The organism is Nonomuraea diastatica, from assembly GCF_004349015.1.
Lineage (GTDB): Bacteria > Actinomycetota > Actinomycetes > Streptosporangiales > Streptosporangiaceae > Nonomuraea > Nonomuraea diastatica.
Window position 1 is genome coordinate 1 of the sequence record NZ_SMKP01000216.1, and the last position, 16,762, is coordinate 16,762.

Sequence of the window (16,762 nt, forward strand, 5' to 3'; positions counted from 1 at the left end):
GGGGTGGTGAAGCGGGCATTCGGGTGGGCGGCGGGCTCGTCGCCGTCAGGCGTCCACGAACGGCCCTTCCAGTCGGTCAGGTGGGCGGGCGGCTCCTCGGTCAGGCCCTCCCACCACACGTCGCCGTCGTCGGTGAGGGCGACGTTGGTGAAGATGCTGTTGCCCCAGAGCGTCCTGACCGCGTTGGCGTTGGTCACCTCGCCGGTGCCGGGCGCGACGCCGAAGAAGCCCGCCTCCGGGTTGATCGCGTAGAGGCGGCCGTCCTCGCCGAAGCGCATCCAGGCGATGTCGTCGCCGATCGTCTCGACCTTCCAGCCGGGGATCGTGGGCTGGAGCATGGCGAGATTGGTCTTGCCGCAGGCGCTCGGGAAGGCGGCGGCGATGTAGCGGACCTCGCCCGACGGCGGGGTCAGCTTGAGGATGAGCATGTGCTCGGCCAGCCAGCCCTCGTCGCGGGCCATGGCGCTGGCGATGCGCAGCGCGTAACACTTCTTGCCGAGCAGGGCGTTGCCGCCGTAGCCGGAGCCGTAGGACCAGATCTCGCGGGTCTCGGGGAAGTGGCTGATGTACTTGGTGGAGCTGCACGGCCACGGCACGTCCTCCTGGCCGGGCTCCAGCGGCGCGCCCACGGAGTGCACGGCCTTGACGAACGAGCCCTTTCCGCGCTCCTCGATGAGCCGGAGCGCCCTGTCGCCCATGCGGGTCATGACGCGCATGGACACGGCGACGTACGCGGAGTCGGTGATCTCGACACCGAGCTGGGAGATCTCCCCGCCCAGCGGGCCCATGCAGAAGGGCACGACGTACATCGTGCGGCCGCGCATGCAGCCCTTGAACAGCTCGCCGAACGTCTCGCGCATCTCGCCGGGCGCGATCCAGTTGTTCGTGGGCCCGGCGTCCTCCTCGCGCTCCGAGCAGATGAACGTGCGGTCCTCGACCCTGGCCACGTCACTCGGATCGGACTTGGCGTAGAAACTGTTGGGCCTGGCGGCCAGACGCGTGAACGTCCCCTGCTCGACGAGGAGGTTGGTGAGGCGCGTCCACTCCTCCTCTGACCCGTCGCACCACTCGATCCGGTCGGGCTGGGTCAGGGCGGCGATCTCCTTTACCCACGCGGCCAATTCTCTATTGCTGGTCGGTGCGGGCACTTCTACGGAAACGGACACGACGGTGACTCCTCCACTCTCTCAGGGCCCAGTCATCATTAACGACGAGGCGGCTGGAAAGCCAATTGGCATAGACCTGTCGGCACAGCCGTCGTCGCAGGCAGCGACCCTGACGATTGGGGGAGCCTACCCAACGGGAACGGATTTAAAAGAAGCAATTTCCGGCAGTGGTCCAGTCCAATTCAGCTGGTCTAAACCAATTTCCGAAGTGGTTTAGTCCATTCCGCCGGCCGTTCCCGCTGGGTGCTCTAGGAATTGACGTCGGGCCCCTCGGAGCGAACCCGGTCGACGTGCTGGAGCGCGTCACGCAGATCGCTCAGCCACGTGTCGGCGTTCCTGCCGACCAGGCGTACGCACCAGGCGAGCGCGTCGCTGCGACTTCTGGCCACGCCGGCGGCCACCAGCGTGTCGAGCACGCGGCGCTCCGACTGGCGCAGGCGGGTCATCACGGGCACGGAGAGTGTGGTGAACATCACAGTCTCGTCACCGCAGACCACACCCCAGGAGACCTTCTGGCGGAACTTGTGCTCGGCCTCCCTGGCGATCTCGATGCGGCGCTCGCGCGTCTCCTCCCTGAAGCGTCTGGCCAGCCCGTCGATCAGGGCGGACCGCTCGGCCTCAGGAACGTCGCCCGGCGGGTCGGGCAGCCGGCCGAGCACCGCGATCTCCTCGCGGTCCCTGACGATCTCGGGCGCGCCGGTGAACCACTCGCCGGGCAGCCTCCCGGCGAACCAGCCGTGTATCTGTGCCGTCACGTCATCTGTAGTCATGTAATCATCATTACATCGCAAGGCGAAGATCGCACCAGGGGGTTATGGAGGACTGCGCGCGGGGGGAAGGTCTAGCGGACCCGGGACGCGGCGACGGGGCTGACCCGGACGACTCCGGCGAGATTGCGCCTGCTCACCGGAACGATCTTGACCACGTCGCCCGTGCGGGGCGCGTGCAACATCTTCCCGTCGCCCCAGTAGATCGCCACGTGGGAGATGTAGGCCGGGTTGGTCGGGTCGTTGCGCCAGAAGAGCAGGTCACCGGGCTGCGCCTGCGACAACGACACCTGAGGTCCCGTCACCCACTGCTGGTGGGTCACCCGCGGCATCCGCACCCCCGCCTGCGCGTAGGCCCACTGGACCAGGCCGGAGCAGTCGAAGGTGTCAGGACCCTCGGCGCCCCACACGTAGGGCCTGCCGAGCTTGGACACGGCCGCCTTCAGCGCCGCGGTGAGCTGCTCACCCGTCATGAACGAGCCGGCCGGCCAGTTCTGCTTGACCTTCTGCGGCGGCGGCAGAACCGGGTTGACCATGACCGCCTGCGTGCCCTTGGGCAGCTTGGCGAGGACCCTGTCACGCAGCACGGCGGAGTTGGCCTTGGGGGCGCTGACGATGAGCGCGTTGTCGTGCGGCAGCCCCAGCGTACGGCCGACGTCCTTGGACACGACCGCGTCGACCGCGCCGAATCCGGTGGTGGCGTAGGCGCCGATGCGCAGCGACCCTGCCGGGCCCGCCACCCGGCGGTGCAGCGAGAGCCCGCCGTCGTTGCCCAGCACGAACGACACCGCCACGTCTCCGGCCGCGACGTTCTGCCACAGCGCGTCGGAGGCGGCGGTCACCTTGGGGGTGAAGGCCCGGAACGTGGACGGGTCGACCGCGAGCGTCTGCACCCGTTTGCCGTCGAGCGTGACGGACGCCGCGTCGGCCAGTTCGAGCGCCCGCACGCCGCGCACCTTGGCCACCTTCTCTAACTGCTCCCGCGTGAACGGCTTGCGGGAGAGCACGAACAGGTTGGGCTTGTGCAGTTTGTTCAGCGGCGCCACCGGCTGGACGGTCGCCGGTGGCTGCTGCTGGGGCCTGAGGGGCTCGGGCCGCTGCTGGGCCATGAGCGTCTTCTCGGGCTCGGCCCGCACGCCGGCGGGCCTGTCCTGGAACTGCACGAGCAGCAGCACGTCAGCGGTCAGCACCGCGACCAGCGCCACCACGATGAACGGCGCCAGTTTGTACGTGTCACGCCGCTTACGCGACTTGACCAGGAAACTGAGGTCCTGCCGAATTCCGGAGGAATGAGAAAAGTCCGCCGGGCCAACGTGGGCCCGGCGGTCGTCGTCCATGGGAGTCAGTTGCCGATGTACGGCACAGCCTCGAGAATCTCGACGGTGTTCTGGCGCCCGTTGGGCAGGGCGTAGGTCGCCTTCTCACCGATCTTCTTGCCGTTGATCGCCGCCCCGAGCGGGGACTTGGGCGAGTAGACGTCGATCGGCGCTCCGCTCTCCTCGCGGGAGGCGAGCAGGAAGGTCACCTCGTCGTCGTCACCGACGAACCTGATGGTGACGGTCATGCCGGGGCCCACCACACCCTCGGCCTTGGGAGCCTCTCCGACCTGGGCGTTGTCGAGGATCTGACGGAGATGGAAGATGCGGGCCTCCATCTTGCCCTGCTCGTCCTTGGCGGCGTGGTAGCCGCCGTTCTCGCGCAGGTCACCCTCTTCCCGGGCGGCCTCGATCTTCTTGGCGATGTCGACGCGCCCGGGGCCCGAGAGATACTCGTACTCCGCCTTCAGGCGGTCGTACGCCTCCTGCGTCAGCCATGTGACGTTCTCATCGCGAGAGTCGGCCACGGGTTCTCCTTGCTTGCCTAGGGGGCCCTGAGGTCACTTGAGGTTACGTACGGTTGAATTGCGAAAGGCTAACAAGTCAGTCGCTCCAACGCTTCCCCAAATGTCTCACTATACGAGATTGCAGTACTGGATGTGGACGGAAGTGGCCTGACCGCTGGTGTCGAGGCTCTCCTTGAGCTGCTTACTACCCTCACCAGCCGGGATTCTTACTTCCTTGCTGCCGACTTCCCCGTGATTGACATCCAGCGCCCGCAGGCGGCAGACAGCCACTCTATCGTCTGGCTTGTACACCTCAAAGGTGATCTCCGCGCGGGTCGGGCCCTCCACGTTGAACGTGACGACCTGCGACGGCGCGCCCGAGCCGCCCGCCGTCATCGACCACATCACGTAGCCCCATCCTCCGGCGATGACGGCCACCAGCACGCCGATCACGAGGTGCACGACGAGCCGCCCCCTTCGCCGTGGACGATCGGGGAAGTCGTCGGGTGTGCCGAGAACGGGTCCGTTCTCGACATCTCTGGTGGCCATGGCGGAATCTCCCTGCACTCCCTCAGCGTTATCCGAGACAATTGTCGCCCGCGGGGGGAGTGCCCTCGCGACCGCCCAGCAGAAACTAACCTCTCTGGGCGACTGACCGGTCCGTTGAGGAGATCCCGCCCGTGAGTGCACCGTTGAGGTTGATGGCCGTCCACGCCCACCCCGATGACGAGTCGAGCAAGGGCGCCGCCACGATGGCGCGCTACGTGCGTGAAGGTGTCGACGTGCTGGTGTGCACGCTGACCGGGGGCGAACGCGGCTCAGTGCTCAACCCCAAGATGGACCGCCCTGAGATCGTTGCCAACATCGGCGAGGTCCGCAAGGCCGAGATGGAGCGGGCGCGCGAGATCCTCGGCGTCGGGCAGCGTTTCATGGGCTTCGTCGACTCCGGCCTGCCGGAGAACGAAGAGGAGGAGCTGCCCGAGGGCTGCTTCGCCGTGCAGAAGCTGGAGGACGCCGCCGCCCCGCTGGTGGCGGCCGTACGCGACTTCAGGCCGCACGTGATCATCACGTACGACGACGACGGCGGCTACCCCCACCCCGACCACATCATGACCAACAAGGTGTCCGTCGAGGCGTTCGAGGCGGCCGGCGACCCCGACCGCTATCCCGGCGCCGGCGACCCGTGGCAGCCGCTGAAGCTCTACTACCAGATGGGGTTCACCAAGGAGCGCTTCGAGGCGCTGCACGAGGCGATGACCGAGCGCGGCCTCGGCTCCCCCTACGCCGACTGGATCTCCCGTTGGGAAGACCGCCCCGCCAAGTGGCCGGTGACCACGCGGGTGCCGTGCGGCGACTACTTCCAGATCCGCGACGAGGCCCTGCTGGCGCACGCCACCCAGGTCGACCCCGACGGCTTCTGGTTCGTCTGCCCGCGCGAGCTGCAGCAGGAGATCTGGCCGACCGAGGACTATCATCTGGCGCGCTCGCTGGTCGACACCGGGCTGCCCGAGGACGACCTGTTCGCGGGCATCCACGCCGACGACGTCTCTCCTGCGTGCCACTGACCGGAGCATGGGGTGCCGGTGGCAGACTGGATACGTGACCGTACTAGCAGCTGGTGATGTGAGTCCGGGTGTGCTCGGCTTCGCCGTCGTGGCCCTCATCGGGCTGGCGCTCTATTTTCTGATCAAGTCGATGAACAAGCAGATGACGAAGATTCAGGTGCCGCACGAAGGCGACATGACCGACAAGAAGGCCGAGTAGATGCCGGTGGACGTGGTCGACAACTCGACGGAGAGCCGCTTCGAGATTAACGTGGACGGCAAGGTCGCCGGGTTCGCCGACTACCGCCTGCTGCCCACAAAGATCATTTTCACGCACACCGAGGTGCTGCCGGAGTTCCAGGGGCAAGGGCTGGCCGGCAAGCTGGTCGGCCACGCGCTGCGGATGAGCGCCGACACCGGCCTGCGCCTCGTGCCGCTCTGCCCCTACGTCGCTCAATACATCGAGCGTCACCCCGAGTTCCAGGACGTCACCGACGCCCGCTGAGCCTCACTCGGCGGGCGACCAGGCGCGTTCGAGCGCTTTCGGCAGCCCCCACCAGCCCAGCGGGGTGAGCACGTCGTCCTCGTCGACGATGCCGAGATAGCCCCACAGACTCACCACCGGCGCGAACAACCCCTCGGTCGCGCCGAGGTCGTCGCCGTCCTGCTCGTCGACGTCGATGTCCTCCGACTCGGCGATGAGCCGGGCGATCCGCTCGGGCGAGGCCAGCACCCCCGGCCCGAGCCTGGCCAGCGCCGCCACCCCGGCCAGCCAGTCGGCGCACTGGATGGCGTGGAGATGGGCCAGCGTCGCGTCCTCCATGCCGATCTCCCCGTCGAGATCGGCGAACTCCTCCAGCAGGTCGCCGTTCTCCAGCAGGTCGGAGACGGGGCCCACGATGCCCGCCGCCACGGTCAGCCACAGGTCCTGGTCGTCGTCGGGCATCGGCTGCTCCTCGAACCCGGCGCAGGCCCGCAACACGTTGGCGGGATAGCCGGGCAGGGCGAGCAGCGCGCGCAGGCGTACGGCGGCCGCCTCCAGCTCGTCGGCGGGCAGGTCGGGCTGCCTGGGCAGACCCGCGACGATGCGCCGCAGCTCGGACAGCGCGAAGGCCTCCTCCTCGTCCCAGGCCGAGAACAGCTCCTCGTCCTGCTCGTCGCTGACCGCGAAGCCGGGCACCCTGCCGTCGGGCAGCGGCGTGCTCAGCCAGTGTTCCTGCAGCTCCTCATATCCCCTGCGGGCCTCGGGGTCGCCCGCGGCCAGCGCGTCGGGGTCGATGTCCCCCGACACGACCCGCTCCTCCAGCAAGGCCACCAGGCGGGCGAACATCTCGGCCGCCACGGGCCCGCGCTCGTTCTCCTCGGGCCAGACGAAGTAGCTGGGCGTCATGAGGATCGGCTCGGTGCCGGTGGACTCGATCCAGCGCTGGACGTCGCCCACGGTGGCCACGCCGGACTCGATCGATCGGAGCGTGTCCTTGGCGGACTCCCAGAACGGGCGGGAGAGCGGGTTGCCCGCCGCCATCATCGCGCGCCGCAGGTCGGGCAGCGCCACCAGCGCAACCCCCGAGGGCACGGCCAGCAGCGCCCGTGCCACGTCTCTGCGCGTGAGCGCGCTCACCGGGCGGCCCGCCTGCCTGCAGACGAAATCCAGGTCCACGTCCATGTCCACCATCCGTAACCTACGCCGTCCTCACCGCGCCAGTCAGCCTGGTCTGCCGAGGGACCTGGTCACGATCTTCGTTCATGACGGCGTCTAGGGTGGGGAGTTGGAGGTCGTGATGAACCGCTTGAAAGACGCGACGAGCCCCTACCTGCTCCAGCACGCGGACAACCCCGTCGACTGGCATCCGTGGGGCGAGGAGGCGTTCGCGGAGGCCAGGCGCCGCGACGTGCCGCTGCTCATCAGCGTGGGCTATTCGGCGTGCCACTGGTGTCACGTCATGGCCCACGAGAGCTTCGAGGACGCCGAGACCGCACGGCTCATGAACGAGCACTTCGTCAACATCAAGGTCGACCGCGAGGAACGGCCCGACGTCGACGCCGTCTACATGGGCGCCACGCAGGCCATGACGCACCAGGGTGGCTGGCCGATGACGGTGTTCGCGACGCCGGACGGGCACCCGTTCTACTGCGGCACCTATTTCCCGCGCCCGCACTTCCAGCGCCTGCTCACCGAGGTGCACAACGTGTGGACCGGCGACAAGGAGAGCCTGCTGCGGCAGGGCGCGAAGGTGGTGGAGGCGCTCAACACGAACACCACGCTGCCCAGCGGCCCGCTGCCGGGCGCCGACACGCTTGACCGCGCGATCGCCAACCTGCGCGAGACCTTCGACGCCGCCAACGGCGGGTTCGGCGGGGCGCCCAAGTTCCCGCCGTCCATGGTGCTGGAGTTCCTGCTGCGCTCCGGAGAGCGCGAGATGAGCGGGAAGACCCTGGAGGCCATGGCCCGAGGCGGCATGTACGACCAGCTCGGCGGCGGGTTCGCCCGCTACAGCGTGGACGCCGAGTGGGTCGTGCCGCACTTCGAGAAGATGCTCTACGACAACGCCCTGCTGCTGCGCGTCTACACCCACTGGTGGAAGACGGGCGGCGGCGAACCGGCCCAGCGGGTCGCGCTGGAGACGGCCGGCTGGCTGCTGCGTGAGATGCGCACGCCTGAGGGCGGTTTCGCCTCGGCGCTCGACGCCGACAGCGAGGGCGTGGAGGGCAAGTTCTACGTCTGGACGCCCGACGAGCTGCGCGCCGTGCTCGGCGACGACGACGGCCGGTGGGCCGCCGAGCTGTTCGACGTGACCGGCACGTTCGAGCACGGCACGTCCGTGCTGCAACTGCCGGGCGACCCCGACGACCCCGGCCGCTACGCGAGCGTCCGCGAGCGGCTGCTGGCCGCCAGGGAGCGGCGCGTGCGCCCGGGTCGCGACGACAAGGTCGTGGCCTCGTGGAACGGCCTGGCAATCGCAGCGCTGGCCGAGACCGGCCTGGTGTTCGAGCGGCCGGAGCTCGTCGCCGCCGCCACCGGTGCGGCCGACCTGCTCGCCGGCACCCACCTGGTGGACGGCAGGCTGCTGCGCACCTCGCGCGACGGCCGCGCCGGCACGAACGACGGGGTGCTCGAAGACTACGCCGACCTGGCAGAAGGGCTGATCACGCTGTACGGCGTCACCGGCGAGGCCAGGTGGCTCCGGCTGGCCGGCACGCTGCTCGACACCGTGCTCGACGGCTTCGCCGACGGCGCCGGAGGCTTCTACGACACGGCCGACGACGCGGAGCGGCTGTTCCAGCGCCCCCAGGACCCGACCGACAGCGCCACCCCCTCAGGCCAGTACGCGGCCGCGGGCGCGCTGCTCTCCTACGGGGCGCTGACCGGCTCCACCAGGCACCGGGAGGCCGCCCACGCCGCCCTGGGCACCGTGTCCGTGCTGGCGGACAAACATGCCCGGTTCGCCGGCTGGGGGCTGGCGGTGGCGCGCGCGGCGCTCGCCGGGCCCGTCGAGGTGGCCGTCGTCGGGCCGCACGACGACCCGCGCACGGCCGCGCTGCACCGCGCGGCGCTGCTCGCCGACGTGCCGGGCGTGGTGGTGGCGCTCGGCCCCGGTGACGGCGACCGCGGCTCCGGCGATCCGCTCGTGCCCCGGCAGGCGTACCCCGCGCTGCTGGAGGGGCGGCAGCCGGTCGGCGAGGCACCCACGGCCTACGTGTGCCGGGGCTTCACCTGCCGGATGCCCGTCACCACGGTCGAGGACCTCCGGGCCGAGCTGGCCGGCTGACCCCGTCACCAGCCGGACGCCGGGCGGCCTGGCGGGCTGGCTAGTCGGCGGGTGAGCGGCCGGCGCGGTCGTCGGAGCGGGCGCCCCGGTTCGCGGGGGTGTCGGCGGGGGCGTCGTCCTGCCGTCCGAAGGGCTGCTCGGGCAGCAGCGCGGGCGGGTCGGACGGCTCGTCCTGCCGGCTCTCCTGCCGGTCGGCGTCGGGCTCCCCCGTGGCGGACGGGTCGTCGGTGAGCGGCGGCGCGGTGATCTCCGGCTCGGGCGTGCCCCCGTCGTCGGGGCTCACTGGAGGCGTGTCCTCCTGCTCGGGCACGTCACCGTCGTCGGTGGGCGCCGAGTAGCCGTAGTCGTAGCCGAGGTCGGACGGCTCGGGGAACTCCTCGACCGGCTTGCCCTCCATCGCCTCGGTCATGAACGCCCGCCAGATCTGCGCCGGCAGCTGGCCGCCGAACTGCGTGCCGTAGCCGGGGATGGTGACGGTGGCGTTGTCGTCGCGGAACATGTTGACCGCCACCGCGAGCTGCGGGGTGAAGCCGTTGAACCAGACCGACTTCGACTTGTCCGTGGTGCCCGTCTTGCCGGCCACCGGACGGTCGTAGAGCCTGGCCGCGGCGCCGGTGCCGTACTTCACGACCTGCTGCATCGCGTACGTGGTGTCGGCGGCGGCCTGCTCGCCGACCACCCGGGCCGAGGCCGGCTTGACGACCTCCTCGCGGCCCTCGGCGTCGGTGACGGACCTGACCACGTGGGCCTCCATGTGCACGCCCTCGTTGGCGAACGTGGAGAACCCGGAGGCGTTCTGGACGGCGCTGACCGAGGCCACGCCGAGCGGGAACGACGCGGCGGTCTTGTGGCGGTCGAGCTGGGAGGCGGGGATGCCGGCCGCCTCGGCGACCCCGGCGACCTTGTCCAGGCCCACCTTCTGGCCGAGGTCGACGAACGCGGTGTTGACGGAGTTCTGGGTGGCGCTGATCAGGTTGATCTGGCCGTACGAGCGCCCGCTCTCGTTGGGGATCGGTTTGGACGCCGACGCGACCTGCAGCGGCGAGTTGCCGTCGACCCGGGTGGACAGGTCGAACCCGTTGTCCAGGGCGGCCGCCAGGGTGTACGGCTTGAACGTCGAGCCGGCCATGACCTTGGCCGAGAACGCGCTGTCGTAGTAGGCCGACTGGGAGGGCCGGCCACCGTAGAAGGCGACGACCTCGCCCGTCTTGGGGTCGACGGCCGCCAGCCCGGTGCGCACCTTCTCCGGCGTGGCGTCGGGCAGCGCGTTCTTGACCGCCCGCTTGGCCGCCTGCATGAGCTTCTTGTCGAACGTGCTGACGATCTTGAGCCCGCCGGAGTTGATGTCCTCGTCGCTGTAGCCGCGCCGGTTGAGCTCGGCGGTGACCTGCTCCAGCATGTACTGGGCCTGGCCCTTGAGCTCGAACGGCTTCTTCGGCGCCTTGAGGCCGGGGAACCGCTGGGCGGCCGCCTGCGGGGCCGTGAGCGCGCCGGTCTGCCCCATCGCGTCGATCACCGACTTCCAGCGGGCCCTGGCGGCGGCGAGGTCGGAGCCCTCGGGCGCGGCGAAGCGGCTGGGCTGCTGGATGACGGAGGCGAGGTAGGCGCCCTCGGCCACGCTCAGCTCGCCGACGTCCTTGCCGAAGTAGGCCTGGGCGGCCGACTGGACGCCGTTCGCGCCCCGGCCGAAGTAGATCGTGTTGAGATATTGCTCCAGCACCCAGTCTTTCGGCTTGGACTGGTCGACCTTCATCGCGATGAGGATCTCCTTGAACTTGCGAGTGACGGAACGTTCCTGGCTGAGCCCGCTGTAGTAGTTGCGCACGAGCTGCTGGGTGATCGTCGAGCCGCCCTGGAGCTGCTGCCCGGTGATGGTCGACCAGACGGCCCTGGCGGTGCCCTTGACCGAGACGCCGGCGTCTTCGTAGAACGAGCGGTTCTCGGCGGCGATGACCGCGTCGCGTACGTTTGTGGGCACCTGGGCCAGCTCGACCTTCTTGCGGTCGACGCCCTGACGGGCGAGCACGGTCTTCCCGTCGCGGTAATAGATCACTGAGCCCTGTGCGGTGGCCTCTTTCTGGGTGCTGTCGGGAATTGGCGTCATCGCCCATGCGATCGCGAAAAGGCCGACAAGTACGAGGATTGCTGCGCCGAAAGAAATGGCCAGAAGTCGGAGAATCCGCCGTTTTCGCATCCTGTTTCCACCACCGCTCCGCACCCTCAACCCCCTCGGTCACGTGCCGCCCGACCCCCCGTAAGCAGGGCGAATGCCAAGGTTAAACGATCGATGACGGTGCCTCGTCCCTCAGCGATAGTACGGCTAGCGCACCCCATGCCGCGGAACATCGGCGACCAATGGCAACACTCGGTAGGGAACCGGGGTGTCAAGGGCGATGATCGAATTAGTCCTGAGCACGCCGTGAACATCGACGATTTGATCGATGACGCGCTGCAAATCGGCGTTGGTCCGCGCCACCACGCGGCAGAGCAGATCGCTGTCTCCGGTGATCGTGTGCACCTCCAGGACTTCGGGGATGCGGGCGAGCCGGTCGGCCACGGGGTCGTGCCCCGCGACCTGCCTGATCTCCATGCTAACGAACGCCGTCACGTCATATCCGAGCGCCGCCGGAGACACGTCGGGCCCGAACCCGGTGACCACGCCCCGGGCGACCAGCCGGTCCAGCCGGGCCTGGACCGTGCCACGCGCCACGCCGAGCCGTCGCGAGCACTCGAGCACGCCCAGCCGGGGCTCGGCCGTCAGGAGGGCGATCAGGCGGGCGTCCAGGTCATCGATCGTCATGCTGTACAGATTTACCGGACATCCCCCATAGATGCTAGGCATATTGTCCACCGTACGAGGTAACTCTTGCGCAACTCGTCTAGGAATATCGAGAGTTGGAGCTATGAATGATGTCTTTCCGGTCAACGGCATGGACGCCGTGGTGTTCGCCGTCGGCAACGCCAAGCAGGCGGCCCACTACTACTCGACCGCGTTCGGCATGCAACTGGTGGCCTACCGGGGGCCGGAGAACGGCAGCCCCGACGCGGCCGCGTACGTGCTGACCTCGGGGAGCGCCACATTCGAGTTCCGGGCCTCGATCAGGCCGGGCACCGACATGGCGCGGCACGTCGCCGAACACGGCGACGGGGTGATCGACCTGGCCATCCAGGTGCCCGACGTGGAGGCGGCCTACGCCCACGCGGTCGCCCGGGGGGCCAAGGGGCTGGCGGAGCCGTACACGTTGGAGGACGAGCGCGGCAAGGTGCTGCTCGCGGCCATCGCCACCTACGGCGAAACGCGGCACACGCTGGTCGACAGGTCCAACTATGGCGGCCCCTACCTGCCCGGCTACGCCGCGGCCGAGCCGCTGGTGGCGCCGCCCTCGACCAAGGGCGGGCGGCTGTTCCAGGCCGTCGACCACTGCGTCGGCAACGTCGAGCTGGGCAAGATGGACGAGTGGGTGGAGTTCTACCGCAAGGTCATGGGCTTCACGAACATGGCGGAGTTCATCGGCGACGACATCGCCACCGAATACTCGGCGCTCATGTCCAAGGTCGTCGCCGACGGCACGCGCAAGGTCAAGTTCCCGCTTAACGAGCCGGCCGTCAGCCGCAAGAAGTCGCAGATCGACGAATATCTGGAGTTCTACCGCGGCCCGGGCGTGCAGCACATCGCGCTGGCCACCAACGACATCCTCACGACGGTCGACCGCATGCGGGCCGGCGGCGTGCAGTTCCTCGACACGCCCGCCTCCTACTACGACGACCCCGAGCTGCGGGCGCGCATCGGCGAGGTGCGGGCGCCGATCGAGGAGCTGAAGAAGCGCGGGATCCTCGTGGACCGCGACGAGGACGGCTATCTGCTGCAGATCTTCACCAAGCCCGTGCAGGACCGGCCCACGGTCTTCTTCGAGCTCATCGAGCGGCACGGCTCGCTCGGATTCGGCAAGGGCAACTTCAAGGCGCTCTTCGAGGCCATCGAGCGCGAACAGGAACGCAGGGGCAACCTTTAGTTTGTCCCGACCCGGTGGTGGCCATCAGGACTTCATGGGATCGCCACCACCGGGGCTGGCGGGACGGTGGCGGCGGCTGTTCGCCGGCCTGCTCGACTGGCTCATCGTCAACATCGCCACCGCCCCCTTCACCTGGACGAGCTGGGAATACGCCTGGGACGGCGCCAGGTTCGGCTGGGAGCGCTATCCGGTGGAGCACACCTTCGTGGCCGCGCTCGTGGCTTTCCTCTACTTCTGGCTCCTGCATGCCTTCTGGAATGGTCAGACGCTGGGCAAGAAGCTGTTCGGCATCCGGGTCGTGCAGGAGAACGGGGCCAAGATAGGCGTGGGACAGGCCGCGATCAGGCAGGCCGTGATGAGCGCACTCGCCTGGACCTGCTGCGTCGGCCTCCTCCTCGACCTTGGCTGGATCCTCTTCGACCCCCGGAAGCAGGCCGTCCACGACAAGGTCGCGAGGACGGTCGTCGTCATCGCCTGACCCACCGTAGGATTCTCGTCACGATGCGAAGGGGGATCGTTCGCTCATGCGACAAGACAGGCGCGCGATCGCACTGCTGGCGGCGTTCGCCGGCCTCCTGGCCTGCTCGCCCGCGGACGCGCCGGCGGCGGCCGGGCACCGGCCGGGCGCGTCCGGCATCGGCGACACCGACTTCCCCGACGACGGCAACGGCGGCTACGACGTCGACCACTACGATCTCGCCATCGACTACACCCCCGCGACCAGGCGGCTGGACGGCGTGGCCACCATCAAGGCCGGGGCCACCCAGGGCCTGTCGAGCTTCAACCTCGACCTGCTCGGCCTCGACGTGCGCCAGGTCACGGTCAACGGCTCCCCCGCCACGTTCACCCACCAGGGCGGCGAGCTGACCGTGCGGCCGGCCAAGCCGATCGACGACCGCGCCACGTTCACCGTCAGGGTCCGCTATTCCGGCCGGCCCCAGCCGGCCACGAGCACCACCAACCTCGGCACGTTCGGGTTCATCCCGACCGCCGACGGAGCGTTCGTGGCCTCGGAGCCCAACGGCTCCAAGACCTGGTTCCCCAGCAACGACCACCCCTCCGACAAGGCCACGTTCGCGTTCACGATCAGCGTGCCCGCCGGGGTCACCGCGCTGGCCAACGGCGAGCTGACCGGCGAGCCCGCGACGTCCGGCGGCAAGACCACCTACCGGTGGAGCGAGCGCCATCCGATGGCGACCTACCTGGCGACGGCCACGATGGGCAAGTTCAAGCTGCGCAAGGGCAACACGCCCGCGGGCGTGCCCAACCTCGCCGCCGCCGACCCCCGGTTCGCCTCCTCGCTCGACAAGCTCTACAAGACCTCCGGCGAGATCACCGACTACTGGTCCACGGTCTTCGGCCCCTACCCGTTCGCCTCGACCGGCGGCGTGGTCGACGACTACGCCGCCGGCTACGCGCTGGAGAACCAGACCAAGCCGCTCTACGGCGGCTTCGACCCCGACGAGGGCATCATCGCCCATGAGCTGGCGCACCAGTGGTTCGGCAACAGCCTGACCATCCGCCGCTGGAAGGACCTCTGGCTCAACGAGGGTTTCGCCACCTACGCCGAGTGGCTGTGGTCCGAGCACAAGGGCAAGAAGACCGCCGACGCGATCTTCAAGGACCATCACAGCCGCCCCGCCGGCGACCCGATGTGGAAATACCCGCCGGGGCGGGCCATGCCCGACGACCTGTTCAACCAGTCCGTCTACACCCGTGGCGGCATGACGCTGCACGCCCTGCGCCGGGCCGTCGGCGACGACACGTTCTTCAGACTGCTCAAGTCGTGGGCCGCCGACAACCGCTACGGTCACGTCACCACGGAGAAGTTCATCGAGCTGGCCGAGCGGATGTCGGGCAAAGACCTCAAACCCCTCTTCGCCGCCTGGCTCTACCAACCCCGCCGCCCCGCCTGACCCCGGCCCGCGGGGAAACGCTTCTCGTCGCTCCGCCCAAGTACGGATGTAAGGGCGAACGACGAAGGGAGCGAGGCCAGTGCGCCTCAACGAAGACCCTGCGGCCTTTGAGGCCTTCTATCGCCGCCACGTCGATGCCGTCATGAAGTTCGTGGTCCGGCGGGTGAGCGATCCTCACCTCGCCGCCGACCTGACGGCGGACATCTTCCTGGCGACCCTCGGGCACACCTACGTGCCCGAGAGAGGCAGCGAGATCGCCTGGCTGTACGGCGTCGCGCGCAACGTCGTGTCGGCACAACATCGCAAGGCGGCCAGAGAGGCGCGGGCGACCGGCCGCGTCGCGGGCCGCCGGCTGATGGACGACGACGATCTCGTTCGGATGGAGGAGCGGATCGACGCCGAACGCCAGGCACGCAACGCGCTGGAGGCCATACGTGGCCTGCCGGAGGGCGAGCGCGCGGTGCTGGAGCTCGTGGTGATCGACCAGCTCACGGTCACCGAGGCGGCCAAGGCCCTGGGCATCAGGCAGGTGACCGCACGAGTCAGACTGCATCGGTCCAGACGTGCTCTGGAAAACGTCGCTTCGCCATCGACCGTGTACCTGGAAGGACACGCATGAGCACCTTCGAAGAGCGCCTTCTCAGTGCACTCAAGGAAGAGATCACGACAAGGACGGCGGAGGACGAGATGACGACAGTGACACCGGTCCGGCGCGGATCCCGTAAGCGTCTCGCGGGCATGTCCGCCGCGTTGGCGGGGGCCGCGGCCGCCACCGCCGTGGTGCTGCTGACCGGGCTCACCGGCAGCCCGGCCCACGCGGTGACCAAGGCCGCGGACGGCCGGGTGGACGTGCAGATCAACGAGCTGAGCGACCCGGCGGGACTGCAGTCCGAGCTCGCCGACGCCGGGGTGACGGCCGTGGTCGACTACCTGCCGTTCGGGCAGACCTGCAAGGAACCCCGCGGGGCGCACGGGGCGTCGCGGGGCGAGTTCGCGGCGAGCATCCGCAGGGAGGGCGACGGCATCGCGTTCACGATCGAGAAGGGGCAGGTGCCGGCCGGCCAGACGCTCGTCCTGGCCTTCACCAAGGCCGAGGACGGCGACGACAAGCCGCCGGTCGCCAGCCGGCTGGAGGTGGTCAAGGGGACCGTGGCGCCGTGCAAGGCGACCTCCATGCCCCTCCCGCCCGCCGGCGACACCATGACGGGGAAGCAGGGGGACGACGAGCGCGGGCTCGTGACCAGGACCGAAGCTCCCGGCGAGGACGAAGGGCCCAGCCTGGACTCCACGACCGAGTGACCCCGCCCACCGGAACGGCGAACGGCGACTGAGCGGCACGCCTCCCAGGGCGGCAACCGGCACCTGCTGAATCCCCGGCGTTCACGTTCACGCCGGGGATTCAGCACGTCAGACGCTCCAGTAGCTGTCCTCCTCGATGATCAGCGCGGCGGCGCCCACCAATCCGGCCTCCTGGCCGAGGGCGGCGGGCACGACCTTGACCCGGCGAGCGAACTCCACCATGGCGTGCTCGCGCAGCGCCTCCTCCAAGGGGCCGAACAGCGGCTCGCCGGCCTGGGACAACCCGCCGCCGATGGTGACGAGGTCCAGGTCGCACAGGTGGGTCGCGGAGGCGATGGCGATGCCGACCGCACGCCCGGCCCGGTTCATCGCCCGCATCGCGACCGGGTCCCCGGCCAGCGCGTCGGCCGCCAGCGCCCTCCCAGTAACGGACCGATCCTCCCGATAAGCCGCCCCGGAGTCCCC

18 protein-coding genes are annotated in these 16,762 nt (G+C 69.2%); 9 read left to right on the forward strand and 9 right to left on the reverse strand.

Going from position 1 to position 16,762, the window contains the following annotated elements:
- From E1294_RS44890 to E1294_RS44910, 5 genes are all read right to left on the reverse strand, one after another.
- Positions 1-1,166, reverse strand: a 1,166-nt coding sequence (locus tag E1294_RS44890) for a phosphoenolpyruvate carboxykinase (GTP) (protein ID WP_181958656.1), incomplete at its 3' end; no start/stop codon positions are given.
- Positions 1,167-1,414: 248 nt separating this feature from the next.
- The gene (locus E1294_RS44895; protein ID WP_132517726.1) at positions 1,415-1,936 is read right to left on the reverse strand and encodes a hypothetical protein; all 522 of its coding nucleotides are present in this window, start codon (positions 1,934-1,936) and stop codon (positions 1,415-1,417) included.
- Positions 1,937-2,007: 71 nt separating this feature from the next.
- On the reverse strand, positions 2,008-3,270 hold the full coding sequence (locus E1294_RS44900; protein WP_132517728.1) for a C40 family peptidase: 1,263 nt from the start codon (positions 3,268-3,270) through the stop codon (positions 2,008-2,010).
- Between the two features lie 5 nt (positions 3,271-3,275).
- Positions 3,276-3,776 (reverse strand): transcription elongation factor GreA, encoded by a 501-nt coding sequence (greA, locus tag E1294_RS44905; RefSeq protein ID WP_132328896.1) that lies wholly within the window; start codon positions 3,774-3,776, stop codon positions 3,276-3,278.
- A gap of 108 nt (positions 3,777-3,884) precedes the next feature.
- The gene (locus E1294_RS44910) at positions 3,885-4,304 is read right to left on the reverse strand and encodes a DUF4307 domain-containing protein (protein ID WP_132517730.1); all 420 of its coding nucleotides are present in this window, start codon (positions 4,302-4,304) and stop codon (positions 3,885-3,887) included.
- A gap of 131 nt (positions 4,305-4,435) precedes the next feature.
- Between E1294_RS44910 and mca the strand changes: the two genes are divergently transcribed.
- From mca to E1294_RS44920, 3 genes are read left to right on the forward strand one after another with little or no spacing between them, the layout of a single operon-like run.
- The gene (mca, locus tag E1294_RS44915; protein ID WP_132517732.1) at positions 4,436-5,320 is read left to right on the forward strand and encodes a mycothiol conjugate amidase Mca; all 885 of its coding nucleotides are present in this window, start codon (positions 4,436-4,438) and stop codon (positions 5,318-5,320) included.
- A 34-nt stretch (positions 5,321-5,354) separates the two neighbouring features.
- Positions 5,355-5,519 carry a hypothetical protein gene (locus E1294_RS53620; RefSeq protein ID WP_165977837.1) on the forward strand — a complete coding sequence of 55 codons (165 nt, stop codon included), beginning with the start codon at positions 5,355-5,357 and terminating at the stop codon, positions 5,517-5,519.
- Complete coding sequence (locus E1294_RS44920) at positions 5,520-5,804, forward strand: GNAT family N-acetyltransferase (protein ID WP_132517734.1); 285 nt, start codon at positions 5,520-5,522, stop codon at positions 5,802-5,804.
- Positions 5,805-5,807: 3 nt separating this feature from the next.
- On the opposite strand, the gene E1294_RS44925 is transcribed toward E1294_RS44920, so the two are convergent.
- Positions 5,808-6,965: a hypothetical protein gene (locus tag E1294_RS44925; protein WP_132517736.1), complete on the reverse strand. Its 1,158-nt coding sequence runs from the start codon at positions 6,963-6,965 to the stop codon at positions 5,808-5,810.
- A gap of 115 nt (positions 6,966-7,080) precedes the next feature.
- Between E1294_RS44925 and E1294_RS44930 the strand changes: the two genes are divergently transcribed.
- Positions 7,081-9,069 (forward strand): thioredoxin domain-containing protein, encoded by a 1,989-nt coding sequence (locus E1294_RS44930; RefSeq protein WP_246083731.1) that lies wholly within the window; start codon positions 7,081-7,083, stop codon positions 9,067-9,069.
- A gap of 40 nt (positions 9,070-9,109) precedes the next feature.
- Here E1294_RS44930 and E1294_RS44935 read toward each other — a convergent pair whose 3' ends face one another.
- Positions 9,110-11,173, reverse strand: coding sequence for a transglycosylase domain-containing protein (locus tag E1294_RS44935; RefSeq protein WP_246083732.1), 2,064 nt, complete (start codon positions 11,171-11,173; stop codon positions 9,110-9,112).
- Between the two features lie 216 nt (positions 11,174-11,389).
- Positions 11,390-11,869 (reverse strand): Lrp/AsnC family transcriptional regulator, encoded by a 480-nt coding sequence (locus E1294_RS44940; RefSeq protein ID WP_132517738.1) that lies wholly within the window; start codon positions 11,867-11,869, stop codon positions 11,390-11,392.
- 103 nt (positions 11,870-11,972) lie between these two features.
- On the opposite strand from E1294_RS44940, the gene hppD reads away from it, so the two are divergent.
- From hppD to E1294_RS44965, 5 genes are all read left to right on the forward strand, one after another.
- Complete coding sequence (hppD, locus tag E1294_RS44945) at positions 11,973-13,082, forward strand: 4-hydroxyphenylpyruvate dioxygenase (RefSeq protein ID WP_220448300.1); 1,110 nt, start codon at positions 11,973-11,975, stop codon at positions 13,080-13,082.
- 34 nt (positions 13,083-13,116) lie between these two features.
- Positions 13,117-13,560, forward strand: a complete 444-nt coding sequence (locus tag E1294_RS44950) for an RDD family protein (RefSeq protein WP_132517740.1) — start codon at positions 13,117-13,119, stop codon at positions 13,558-13,560.
- Positions 13,561-13,606: 46 nt separating this feature from the next.
- The gene (locus E1294_RS44955; RefSeq protein WP_132517742.1) at positions 13,607-14,998 is read left to right on the forward strand and encodes a M1 family metallopeptidase; all 1,392 of its coding nucleotides are present in this window, start codon (positions 13,607-13,609) and stop codon (positions 14,996-14,998) included.
- Positions 14,999-15,077: 79 nt separating this feature from the next.
- Positions 15,078-15,617, forward strand: coding sequence for an RNA polymerase sigma factor (locus E1294_RS44960; RefSeq protein ID WP_132517744.1), 540 nt, complete (start codon positions 15,078-15,080; stop codon positions 15,615-15,617).
- Positions 15,614-16,297 carry a hypothetical protein gene (locus tag E1294_RS44965; RefSeq protein ID WP_132517746.1) on the forward strand — a complete coding sequence of 228 codons (684 nt, stop codon included), beginning with the start codon at positions 15,614-15,616 and terminating at the stop codon, positions 16,295-16,297. Before E1294_RS44960 ends, E1294_RS44965 begins: the two co-directional genes overlap by 4 nt.
- Positions 16,298-16,405: 108 nt before the next feature.
- Here E1294_RS44965 and E1294_RS44970 read toward each other — a convergent pair.
- The coding region (locus tag E1294_RS44970; protein WP_132517748.1) for an ROK family protein at positions 16,406-16,762 on the reverse strand (357 nt) is incomplete at its 5' end.